General features: G+C 45.5%; 2 protein-coding genes. Both read right to left on the bottom strand.

Annotated features, from left to right (window positions below):
• Window positions 1-28: 28 nt before the first annotated feature.
• Window positions 29-883, bottom strand: coding sequence for a 3-hydroxyacyl-CoA dehydrogenase family protein (locus tag AC1DCV_RS30935; RefSeq protein WP_477026793.1), 855 nt, complete (start codon window positions 881-883; stop codon window positions 29-31).
• 10 nt (window positions 884-893) lie between these two features.
• Complete coding sequence (locus AC1DCV_RS30940) at window positions 894-13,391, bottom strand: non-ribosomal peptide synthetase (RefSeq protein ID WP_477026794.1); 12,498 nt, start codon at window positions 13,389-13,391, stop codon at window positions 894-896.
• Window positions 13,392-14,001: the final 610 nt, after the last annotated feature.

Below are 14,001 nucleotides of genomic sequence, written 5' to 3' on the forward strand. Positions count from 1 at the left end.
AGTGATATAATTTGAAACGCCTGTTCGTTTAGTTCAGGTCGTATTTGTAGAATCCTTCTTTGCTTTTTCTGCCATGCAGCCCTGCATCCACCATTTTTCTCAACAGGGGAGCGGGCCGGAACTTGGAGTCGTTATAGCTGGCGAGGAGTACATCCAGCGTATAAAGAATGGTATCCAGCCCAATCAGATCGGCTGTTTCGAGCGGACCCATTTTATGACCAAAACATTCCTTGAATATTTTATCAATGTCAGGAATAGTAGCTACGCCATCCTGCAGGGMAAAAATGGCTTCATTGATGGTTAGCATCAATACGCGGTTGGAGATAAATCCGGGCATGTCGTTTACCACTACGCCCGTCATTTTTACGGTGTGCAACAATGCCTGGGTGGCTTCAATGGTGGCCGGCGTAGTATGATGCCCTCTGATAACCTCCACGGTTGGCTTCAGGTGAACCGGATTCATGAAATGGATGCCCATTACCTGTTGCGGATTTTTTAAGAAAGCAGCCAGTCTTGTTACTGATACTGCGGAAGTGTTTACGGCTAACAAGGCGTGATCACTCACTATATTTTTTAGTTGTTGATACAGATTTTCTTTGAGAGAGATGTTTTCTGTTATATTCTCTATGATAAAATCTGCGGCAGCTACTGCACCCAGATCGGTGGTAAAGGTTATTTTATCCAGTACATTCACTGTGGCGGCCGACTTATGCAGCATTTTGTCCAGTCGTTCAATGTTGCGGATTTCCTTTTTGGCTTTTGCCAGTGCTTCTTCTGAAATATCAGTCAGCGTAATATCGTAATCATATTTTGCAAACTGATAGGCAACACCCTGTCCCATAATGCCAGCGCCTATAACGGCGATTTGCTTGATTGTTGTCATGATAATTGATTTAGAATTCTACTCTTTTTGTTTTAGATGTTTGCCTGGAAACTTTATTCAGGTGCATGGAAATAATTGCTGCCTGTTCTTTGATGGTCGGTTTGTCGAACAGGTCACTGACTTTTAACGGATTGCCAAATGATTCCTGGATCAGTCCCAGCATATGGATGATCTTAAGACTGTTGCCTCCGATTTCAAAAAAATTATCCGTCGTACTGATGTTATCTGTTTCCAACACAGCGGTCCATATTTCCAGCATCTTTTCTTCTGTCGCATCTTCGGGTGGTATTACATCTGTGCCGGGCATTTTCCGGGCGATATCGGGCTCCGGAAGGGCCTTTCTGTCGATCTTTTCATTGCTGGTTAAGGGGAATTTTTCCAGGGTAATGAAAAATGCCGGCATCATGTAAGCCGGGAGTTCTGTAGACAGATGCGCCCGTAATGCTGCATGATCCGGTGCGGTGGCACTTACCACATAAGCGCAGAGGAATTTATTACCGCTGTGATCTGTTTTATCTACGACCAATGCCTGTTTAATATCAGGATGTGTCATCAGCTTACTTTCTATTTCACCCAGTTCAATCCGGAATCCGCGGATCTTTACCTGGTGATCTTTTCTGCCAATGAAAGCGATATTGCCATCCGGCAGCCATTTGGCAAGGTCTCCCGTTTTGTACAGCTTTTTACCTGGTTCAAATGGATTGTCTACAAACTTTTGCGTAGTCAGCTCCGGGTTATTCAGATAGCCTCTGGCCAGTCCTGTTCCCGCAATACACAATTCCCCGGGCACACCTATGGGCATGAGCTGCATATCGTTATTCACGATATAAATCCGGGTATTATAGATCGGTTTACCGATCGGTATGTTGATGCCTCTGGGGTTCCCTGGTTTAAACCCGTACCAGGAGCAGGCAATGGCTGCTTCCGTAGGGCCGTAGCCGTTAATGATCTGCATGTTTTCATTCAGTGAAATATACTGTTGCAGCATTGTATCTTTTATAGGCTCTACGCCCACAAATAGCTTGTTCAGAGAAATGGGCGCATGACTTTTAAGTGCCTTATAAAGCGGTTGCAGCAAAGAAGGGGGAACATAACAGAACGTAACATTACTGTTCACTATTACATTCGTGAGTGACTGAACATCGTATACGTGTTCTCTGTTTACAATCACCAGTTTGGCGCCATTTACCAGTGGGATGAATATTTCCAGTATGCTGGCGTCAAACGAAATATTACTCAGGCTTAAACAAACGTCTGCAGCGCTGAAGCCAGGGTTGTAGTTGGCAGCATTTGACAATACGGAATTATAAAATGAATGGTGCTCGATCTGCACACCTTTGGGTTTTCCTGTGGAGCCTGATGTATAGATCACATAAGCCAGGCTGTTGGCAGGACGGTGTATCTTTTCGGTTAATGGTGTAACCGCAACTGCCGGCAGGTCGTCGAGGAAAATTTTGTTGTCTGCAAAAGAGAGGCTATCTGCAAATTTCCGTTGTGTAAGTACCAGCAATGCGTTACTGTCTTCCAGCATATACCTGATCCGTTCAGCAGGATAATCAGTATCGATGGGCAGATAGGCCGCACCGGCTTTAAGAATCGCCAATATACCCGCTATCATGTCCACGGATCGATCCATGAACACCCCTACTATTTTATCTGTGCCGCCACCTTCGGCGACTAATAGCGCAGCGAGGTGGTTTACTTTTTCATCCAGGTCGCGGTAAGTGATGGAGGCTTTTTCTGTGGCTACTGCGATGGCATCCGGGAAACGTGATACACTGTTTTCAAACAGGGAACAGATATCTTTTGCTTCTTCGCTTCCGGGCAGGCTCACCTTCATCGCCGTGTTGTTGAATTGTAAGAGGTGCTCTTTTTCTTTTGCGGTAGTGATGTCAATATCGCTAAGTCTGATCCGCGGATCAGCGGATACCTGTTCAAGGATTTGAATGAAGTGACCGGCCAGCCGTTTAATGGTTTGCCTGGAAAACAGTTTGGTGGCGTATTCTATGCCGGCATCAAATTGCCCGTCTTCTCCGTCACTGATTTGCAGCGACAGATCCATTTTGGCTACATTATGCTGAATGGCCACCTGCGTCAGTAACAGGTCTGAGAACTGCAGTTCGTGGTTGTTATCGTTCTGGTAAGTAAACATGTAGTCGAACAGTGGGTTGCGGCTCATGTCACGTTTGATATCCATATCATCCAGCAATGCTTCAAATGGATAATCCTGGTACTGGAATGCCCGGAGGGAGTTTTCTTTTATTTCCAGGACAAAATCACCGAATTGCTTTTCGGCTGCGGGGAAGTTCCGGAGCGGCAGCGTATTCACAAACATGCCTATCAGGTCCTGCAGGTCTGCATTTGAGCGACCGGCAACCGGGGTGCCTACAATAATGTCTTCCTGCCCGCTATATTTGGAAAGCAGGATATTGTAAGCCGCGAGCATCACCATAAAAGTGGTGGCGCCGCCGGATCTGCTTATTTCCTTCACGGCGGTGGCAATATGTGCCGGCACAGTGAACCGGAAAAGTTCGCCTTCATAAGATTTTACAGGCGGCCGTACAAAATCTACCGGCATATTGAGTAAGGCGGTGGCTGCGCTGAACTGTGATTTCCAGAATGCCTGCTGGGACAGTGCTGCAGATGATTGCAGCCATTTTTTCTGCCATACCGCAAAATCCCTGGTCTGAATAGGCAGTGGCGGAAGCGATGTGCCACTATAGCCTGCAGCCAGCTCTTTCAGCAAATTATCCATTCCCACTGCATCTGCCACCACGTGGTGCAGGTCGAACAGGAAATGGTATTGACCGGTACTGGTTTTTACCAGGCTTGTTCTGAATAAGGGTGCCTGCGAGAGGTCAAAAGGTTGTATGAAGTCGCGGATAAAGTCTTCCAGCTCTTCTTCTTCACAATAGTGCAGCGGTAGATCCACCACTACATCATCGTGGATGATCTGAATGACTTCGCCCTTTCTGATGTCAAAGGAAGTCCGAAGTATTTCGTGCCTGTTTATCAGTAAGCGTATAGCATTGACCAGCTTTTTCTGATCCGGATTTCCGGTGATTGCATATACTGCCGGAATGTTGTAAGAAATGCCAGGACCATCTATCTGGTTGAGTATATACAATCTTTTTTCAGCAGCAGATGCCGGATACCAGGATTGTTCCGGCGCCCGTTCAATCACATGGTGTGAAGAAGGTGCACTCTCCAGGATACGTGCTGCCAGCTCCGACAAATGTGGTGAGGTAAATATTTGCCGGATAGATACTTCCACCTGGAAGTGTTTGTGGATAAGCGCTGTCAGCTGTGCAGCTTTCAGCGACTGGCCTCCCAGTTCAAAGAAATGGTCGTGCAGACCTACTCTTGGAACGTTCAATAGTTTCATCCATAACGCTGCCAGTTGTATTTCCGTAGGCGTTACCGGTGCTTCGTAAACAGCGGAAGAGAGGTCTGTTTTTTCAGGAACAGGTAATTGTTTTCTGTCGATTTTTCCGTTGCCGGTCAGTGGGAAATGGGTCATCACTATAAAGAAGGCAGGAACCATATAGTCTGGCAGAAAAGCCGCCAGGTGTTTTCTCAGGTCTGCCGCTGTTAGCTTTTCGGCGCTGATCACATAGGCGCATAAGTATTTATCACCGGCAGGATCTTCCCTGTCTATTACCAGCGTGTCTTTTACGGCATCGTGTAACAACAGTTTGTTTTCTATCTCTCCCAGCTCTATGCGGAAGCCCCTTATTTTTACCTGGTGATCTATTCTGCCGAGGTATTCAAAATCGCCACCCGGCAACATTTTGGCCAGGTCGCCGGTACGGTATAATTTTTCTCCGGCAATGTATGGATGATCTATAAATCGTTCAGTGGTGAGTGCTGTTCTGTTGAGATACCCCCTGGCCAGTCCTGCGCCTCCCACACATAATTCTCCTGCCACTCCCTGCGCCACCAGCTGTTTATCCTTGTCCAATACCAATAAGGAAAGGGTCGGGATAGGTTTGCCGATATTGCTGGTATTGAGATGGATTTCTTTTTGAGTGATCTCTTTATACGTAACATGCACGGTTGTTTCGGTGATGCCATACATGTTAATCAGCCTGCAGGCGGGGTATTTTTCGTGCCATTCCTTGAGCATTCCGGGCTTGAGTGCCTCGCCTCCGAATATCACATAGCGCACGCTGAGGTTCGCCGCTGGTCGTTCCATGGCTGCTGCCAGCAGGTGATAGAATGCGCCTGGTGTTTGATTGAGTACGGTTACCTGTTGTTGTTGTAATAACTGTAAGAAGTCATTGGCATTTTGTGCAATGATTTTCGGAACAATGACCAGCTTGCCACCATAGAGCAAGGCGCCATACATTTCCCAGACAGAGAAATCGAAACAATAGGAATGGAAAAGTGTCCAGGTATCTTTTTCGGAGAAGTCGAACAGGTTTTTATCATTGAATAAAAGCCTGACCACATTCCGGTGTTCAATCATTACGCCTTTAGGCTGACCGGTAGATCCGGAAGTGTAAATGATATAGGCAAGATCCTGCGGCTGCACATCAACAGGCGTGAAGGCTACTCCTTCTTCCAGTTGATCCATGAAAATAACAGTGCCGGCGTAGTTGAATGCAGGATCAATGGTCGTCTGTGTGATTAATAACGGGGTGCCGCTATCTTCCAGCATATAGCTGATACGGTCTGCCGGATAATCGGGATCCATGGGAAGATAAGCGCCACCTGCCTTTAATATTCCCAGCAGGGCAGCGATCATATCGGGGCTTCTGTCCAGCAGCACTGCTATAATAGGATTTTTAGCTGTTGGCAGTTGGGCCCTGATAGCAGCAGCTACCTGGTTGGCTTTTGTATTCAGTACTGCATAGCTCATTTGATGGTTGTCCCACACTAATGCAGTTGCATCCGGAAATTTGTTCGCCTGTTCTTCAAACAGCTGATGCAAACATTTATCTGTAGGATAGTGGGCGAATGTATTGTCATTACCCATCAGCAGCCACTGTTCTTCTACGGCGGTAAGGATGTTGATGTCCGCCAGTTTTTTGTCGGGTGATGCGCTGATCTGCTGTAACAGGTTTACATAGTGCTGCAGGAGTGCGTGAATAGTTGCCTCATGGAAAAGATCTGTACTGTATTCCAGACTTAATCCAATATGTGGCCCGGTTTTAACACCTTCCAGTAACAAGTCAAACTTACTGGTATCGTAAATGTCTTCTACGGGGGTGAGTATGGCGTCTGCCAGCTTCAACTGTTCTTCTTCCTCATGCCGGAAAGCAAACATGATATCGAACAGCGGATTGCGGCTCATATCTCTTTTCAACTCCAGTTGTTCTATCAGGAACTCAAAAGGATATTCCTGATTTTTTAAGGCGTCTACGCTGGTTTGTTTTACTTCGGCGAGGAAGGCTTTAAACGTTTTTTGGCCGGAAGGATAGGATCTCAGCACCAGGGTATTGATAAATACGCCCAATACTTTATCCAGTTCGGCCCTGGTACGGCCGGCTACCGGCGTGCCAACTACGATATCTTCATTTCCGGAATACTTATATAGTAATACCTTGAAAGCCGCCAGTAGTAACTGGTTGACGGTACAATCCAGTTGTGTGCTGTGTGTATGCAATTGCCGGGAGAGGTGTTCCGGCAATGCAAGCTGTATTCTTTTCCCATTAAAGGATTTCAATGCCGGTCTTGGGTAATCAGTTTGTAAAGAGAGCACAGGCGCTTCCTCTGCAAACTGCTGTAGCCAATAGTCTTGCTGGTCCTGGATACTGTCGGAAGCAAGGATATTATTTTGCCATACCGCAAAGTCTTTATACTGAATGGTTAAAGGCTCAAGACTTCCTCCGTTATAAAGCAGCATCAGTTCTTCCATAAATACGGCAGCAGAAATACCATCAGAGATGATGTGATGCATATCGAAGAGGAACAGTTGGTCTGCATCGCTGAAATCATATACATGGGCTCTCAGCAATGGCGGCGCTGAGAGGTCAAATGGGCGGATGAATGATTGTATCAGCTGCGTTTGGGCTGTTGCTGCAGCTTTTGTATAGCCAATGTGGAAAGGCATAGCGGCTTGTATGATTTGCACGGGCATGCCATCTCTCATTTCAAAGGCTGTTCTCAGTGCTTCATGTCGTGCAATCAAATCCGTAAAGCATTTTTCCAGGCGTTGGATATCGATTCTACCCTTTACCCTGAAAGCACTTGGTATATTATAACTGTTTTCTGAACCTTCGATCTGGTGCAGCAGGTATAAGCGTTTCTGAGAAGAGGACTGGGCATAAAACGGCTGAACCGGGGCAGGTTGAATCTGTTCTACCAGCTCTTTTTGGTGGGTATCGATATAGGCAGCCTGTTCTTTTACAGTAGGGTTTTTAAAGAACAGGTTCAATGGCAGGCTTACCTGGAATGTTTTAAAAATTCCGGCTACTGCATTCACCGCCTTCAGTGAGTGGCCACCGAGTTCAAAGAAATGGTCATGCAAGCCTACTCTTGAAACGTTCAATAGCTTCGTCCACAATGCTGCCAGTTGTATTTCTGTAGGCGTTACCGGTGCTTCGTAACCAGCAGAAGAAAGGTCTGTTTCCTCGGGAACAGGTAATTTCTTTCTGTCGATTTTACCGTTGCCGGTCAGTGGGAAATGGGTCATCACCATAAAGAAGGCGGGAACCATGTAGTCTGGCAGAAAAGCCGCCAGGTGCTTTCTCAGGTCCGCTGTTGTTATCTGCTCCTCACTGATCACATAGGCGCATAAATATTTATCGCCGGCAGGATCTTCCCTGTCTATTACCAGCGTGTCTTTTACGGCATCGTGTAATAACAGTTTGTTTTCTATCTCTCCCAGCTCTATTCGGAAGCCCCTTATTTTTACCTGGTGATCTATTCTGCCCAGGTATTCAAAGTCGCCACCCGGCAACATTTTGGCGAGATCGCCGGTGCGGTATAATTTTTCTCCCCCAATATATGGGTGATCAATAAATCGTTCTGCGGTGAGTGCTTCTCTGTTGAGATAGCCCCTGGCCAGTCCTGCGCCTCCCACACATAATTCTCCTGCCACTCCCTGCGCCACCAGCTGTTGATCCTTGTCCAATACCAGTAAGGAAAGGGTAGGGATAGGTTTTCCGATATTGCTGGTATTGAGATGGATTTCTTTTTGTGTGATCTCTTTATACGTAACATGCACGGTTGTTTCGGTGATGCCATACATGTTAATCAGCTTGCAGGCGGGGTATTTTTCGGGCCATCCTTTCAGCTTTCCGGGCTTGAGTGCCTCGCCCCCGAATATCACATAGCGTACGCTGAGGCCCGCCGCTGGTTGTTCCAGGGCCGCTGCCAGCAGGTGATAGAATGCGCCGGGTGTTTGATTAAGTACGGTTACCTGTTGTTGTTGTAATAACTGTAAGAAGTCATTGGCATTTTGTGCAATGATTTTCGGAACGATGACCAGCTTGCCGCCATAGAGCAAAGCGCCATACATTTCCCAGACAGAGAAATCGAAACAATAGGAATGGAAAAGTGTCCAGGTATCTTTTTCAGAGAAGTCGAACAGGTTTTTATCATTGAATAAAAGCCTGACCACATTCCGGTGTTCAATCATTACGCCTTTAGGCTGACCGGTAGATCCGGAGGTGTAAATGATATAGGCAAGGTCCTGCGGTTGCACATCAACAGGCGTGAAGGTTATTTTATCTTCCAGTTGATCCATGAAAATAACAGAGCCGGCGTAGTTGAATGCAGGATCAATGATCGTCTGTGTGATTAATAACGGGGAGGCGCTATCTTCCAGCATATAGCTGATACGGTCTGCCGGATAATCGGGATCCATGGGAAGATAAGCGCCACCTGCCTTTAATATTCCCAGCAGGGCAGCGATCATATCGGGGCTTCTGTCCAGCAGCACTGCTATAATAGGATTTTTAGCGGTTGGCAGTTTGGCCCTGATAGCAGCAGCTACCTGGTTGGCTTTTGTATTCAGTGCTGCATAGGTCATTTGATGATTGTTCCATACCAATGCCGGTGCATCCGGAAATTTGTTAGCCTGTTCTTCAAACAGCTGATGCAAACATTTATCTGTTGGATAGCGGGCGGACATATTGTTGTTTCCCGTCAGCAGCCGTCGTTTTTCTTCTATTGTGAGGATGTTGATGTCTGCCAGTTTTTTGTCGGGCGATATGCTGACCTGCTGTAACAGATTTACATAGTGCTGCAGGAGGGCCTGAGCAGTTGCCTCATTGAAAAGATCGGTACTGTATTCAAGATCTAATTCAATATTGGATCCGGTTTTAACGCCTTCCAGCAACAGGTCAAACTTACTGGTACCACAAATATCTTCTACAGGGGTGAGGATGGCGTCTGCCAGTTGCAGCTCTTCACCTTCGTCATACCGGAAAGCAAACATGACGTCGAACAGGGGATTGCGGCTCACATCTCTTTTGAACTCCAACTGTTCTATCAGGAGTTCAAAAGGATACTCCTGATTTTTTAAGGCGTCTATGCTGGTTTGCTTTACTTCGGCGAGGAAAGCTTTAAAAGTTTTTTGGCCGGAAGGATAGGATCTCAGTGCCAGGGTATTGATAAATACGCCCAATACATTATCCAGTTCTGTCCGGGTACGACCGGCTACCGGCGTGCCGACTACGATATCTTCATTACCGGAATACTTATAAAGCAATACATTGAAAGCTGCCAGTAATAACTGGTTGATGGTACAACTCAATTGTATGCTACGCGTATGTAGTTGCCGGGAGATGTTTTCCGGTAATGCCAGCGTTATTCGGTTCCCGTTAAAGGATTTTGTTGCCGGTCTTGGGTAGTCAGTCTGTAAAGAGAGTACAGGCGGTTCCTGTGAAAACTGCTGCAGCCAATAGTTTTGCTCCTCCTGCATGCTCTCCGAAGCGAGCATATTATTTTGCCATACCGAAAAGTCTTTATACTGAATGGTTAAAGGTTCGAGACTTTCCCCGTTATAAAGTAATTCGAGTTCTTCCATAAATACCGCATCAGAAATACCATCAGAGATGATATGATGCATATCGAAGACGAGCAGTTGTTTTGCATCACCGAAATCATATACATGAGCTCTCAGCAATGGTGGCGCCGACAGGTCAAACGGCCGGATGAAGGATTGTATCAGCTCTGTTTGTGCTGTTGCCGCTGCTTTTGTATAACCAACGCGGAAAGGCATAACGGCTTGTATGATTTGCACGGGCATGCCATCTCTCATTTCAAAGGCCGTTCTCAGTGCCTCGTGCCGTGCTATCAAATCCGTAAAGCATTTTTCCAGGCGTTCGATATTGATCCTTCCCTGTACCTGGTACGCGCTTGGCATATTATAGCTGTTCCCTGCACCTTCGAGCTGTTGCAACAGGTATAGGCGTTTTTGAGAAGAAGATTGCGGGTAGTAATCTCTTTCGGGGATCTTTACCAGTTCCCGCGTGGTAACAGATTGTTTGTTGTCCAGGAGTGTGGCTACATCTCTTAATACGGCAGCACGGAATACCTCACTGAAGACAAGCCGGATACTGGTATGCTTATATACGATGTTAATAAACTGCCCTACTTTTAAGCTATGTCCGCCTAACTGGAAAAAGTTGTCGGTAATGCTCAGATGTGGTATGCCCAGTAAATCCTGCCATATGCTGGCGACTAATTTTTCATGCGCGGTTTTGGGGGCTATGTATACCTTATCAGATTCGGTTATCACAGTATCCAGCAAGGCTCTTTTGTCCACTTTCCCATTGATGGTGAGCGGAATGTTTTTCACGATGAAGATCCTGTCCGGTATCATGAAGTGCGGCAGCGTTTTTCTGAGAAACGTGTACAGTGCGTCTGTTGTCGTGTTATCTTTGGTGACTACAAAAGCATACAGTGCTTTTTCATTCCGGCTTAGTTCTTTTATCACCACCGCCACATTTTGTATTGCCGTATGAAGGGTGAGCGCTATTTCAATTTCACCGGGTTCTATGCGATGGCCTCTTATTTTCACCTGGTCATCTGCTCTTCCCAGGTATTCGATATTGCCGTCAGACAGCCAGCGTCCGATGTCTCCGCTGCGATACAGTAATGTATCCTTTTCAAAAGGAGAAGGGATAAATTTAGTGGCTGTTAATGCCGCATTATTTAAATAGCCTTTTGCCAGGCCTATTCCGGCAATATAAATTTCGCCCGGAACACCAGCAGGCATCAGTTGCTGTTGCTCATCCAGGATATAAACCTGCATGTTGCCGATAGGCTTTCCGACAGGTACATTTCTGCTGATATTTTTTGTTTCCTTAAAAATGGTCGTGCATATACTACACTCTGTGGGGCCATAGGCATTGACGTATTCCTGTTCGTCCCGGAGGTTTAATTCCAGCCGTGGTATGGCGGGTTCGCCGGCGCTGATCAGCACCCTTACTTTAGCTAATGATGCTTTATTAAGATTACGCAGGTAGGAAGGAGGTATTATTAGCGCTGCAATATCGTTTTTGCTCAGGAAATTAGAGAAGCGATCGAAATCAGCAATGATATCCTTTGATGCCGGGTATATGGTGGCGCCGGCATATAATGGCATGAATGTTTCCAGAACGGAGCCATCAAAAGACAACGAGGCAAATTGCAGGAAATTTTCATCAGACTTTATATTAATCTCCTTTAAATATTCCATCACCGTATTCAATGCTCCTGCATGTTTGATCACCGTACCCTTTGGCTGTCCGGTAGAGCCACTGGTGTATATGATGTAGCTGGTATCATCGGGTGTATTTACCGGGAGTGGATTAAGGGTACTTTCTCCGGAATATGCCTGTTTGTCGATGTAAAGAAAATCGCCATCGAATGTTGGTGCATCCATATTGCTTTCGGTCAGCAATAATTTAGTGCCGGAATTTTCCAGCATAAATTTTATACGTTCTTGCGGATAAGCAGGATCGATAGGGAGATAGGCCGCCCCTGATTTAAGAATGCCAAGGATGGTAATCATCGCATTCGCTGACTTGGGGATGAGGAAGGCGACTATTTCGTTGGGCTTTACTTTATAAGTATTCCGGAGATAATGTGCCAACGTATTGGCTTGTGCGTTCAGACTGGCATAAGTGAGCTGTTGGGTTTCAAATACAACGGCCATATTTTCCGGGTATGTGGCAGCCGTTTTTTCGAATTGCGCCACTATTGTCCCCGGGTATGTTGTGGTTCCGTATTGCTGATTAAGCAACGCAGCTTTTGCAGCGGATGTTATCACCGGCACCTGGTCAATAGTTTGGGTGGGTGACTGGACGAGGGTAGTAAGCAGTGACTGGAATTGCTCCAGGAACTGATCTGTATAATATTCATCCCAGTGGCCAATATTAAAATCAAAATTTACGGTGACATCTTCTGTCTGTGATTCMCGTATAAATATGGCCAGTGGTGATTTTTCCGCATGATGTGACACTACGGCGGTTGCTGTTTCGAAGTTATTAAACCGGGTATTATAGTTTACTTTTTCGAAAGAGATGGTAATGTCGAAAAGCGAATGCAAATCCGGTTGTTTGGATTTTGCTATCCTGATGATTTCATCAATCGGGAATTGCTGATGCACCATGTCCTGCCGGAAAGCATCCCGGATTTGAGGCAGTAGCTCCTCAAAGGTAAGGGAGGAGGCATAACTCATCCGGAAAGGCAGTACGCCTACAAACAGGCCCAGGGTTTCCAGGAATGCGGCATTGTCCCTGTTCCGTACAGGCACACCGATAACGAGATCATTGTTGCGGCTGATCCGTGAGAAATAGGTGTAAAATATGCCCAGGAAAACATGGAAGGTGGTTACATTATTCAGGGAGGCCAGCAAACGTATGCTTTCGTAAAACTGTTTGTCTATCGACACTGATTTCCGGATGCTGCTGATCAGGAACTCTTCTTTTTTTGTATCCCGGATGCCTGCGGAGAGTTCGGGCGGCACTGTTGAAAACCGCTGTTCCCAGTATGTTTTATCCTGTGTGAATGCGGACGAGTGTGTATACGCCTGGTCTGCCTGCACATAGTCGAGATAGGAAAACGTGGTATCCGAAGAAACAGGTTTACCTTCTGACAGCGTTTCATATATGGCCGATAGTTTACTGACCATTAGTGGAATGCTCCAGCCATCCACAATTGTATGGTGCATTTTAACATACCAGCAATAGGAGGTAGGGGACTGTTTTAGTAATGCAAACGTATACAGCTTGTTTTCGGTGAATGGCAGAGGCGAAACCGATTGCCTGTTCATCCAATCCTGGCAGGCTTTCTGGCTATTTTCATGGTTTGAAAAATCCAGGAAAGAAAAGATGGAGGCATCAGCAGCAACAGTTGGTTTTATCAAAAGCCGGGGTATGCCGTCTATCTCTTCAAATCCGGAACGGAGTACATCATTTTGCGCAATCAGTATATAGATGGATTTTTCGAATAAAGTAACATCTATACTTCCGTGTATGTGCGTATACACACATACATTGTATATGGCGGATTGCAGAAATAGCTTCTGTTCAAACCAGATGGCTCTTTGGTTAGCAGGAAGGGAAAACATATCTAAAAATTTGACACAAGTGACTATAATAGTGTAATACGGTAATTCTAAAAAGTGATAAAAAAGTTAAGTCTGAATTAAGTTTAAGAATGATGTTTTTTGTTATTGCTGGCATTCATACAAAGAGGAATTCATATCTTTTATCATTGTTGACATCTATTTGGGAAGTTGTCACTGATTAAATAGAAACCAAGGTCATTTTGAGTGTTGAATCGCCTTTGATAACAACAACTAATTAACGGTTTAAAACAGGTTATAACCATCACTTTTCAGCAACAGGAATATGATTCAATGTTATGTTCAGGTACAAAAACAATTCCGGCGGAAGCAATTGTTTTTTGTTTGTCAGTAAACGCTTTATTGTTGAGTTTATTGGCGATGTTCCCGATTAGAGAACAGGGAAAATATACTATAAATGCATTTCACCTCTTTTTATGATGCACAGGCATTTCTACCTAATTTAAAAATTAAATGAGTTAAACAATAAATGCAAAAAAGAATGTAATCCAGCTTACTTAGTTAACTAAGTGTTGGATGGAAAGCAAATAGATAAATAGAACACCACAATATTAATGATTATCAGGTCTGGGTTTCATTTCGTTGTGATTTT

Source organism: Chitinophaga sp. 10T418 (assembly GCF_056394125.1).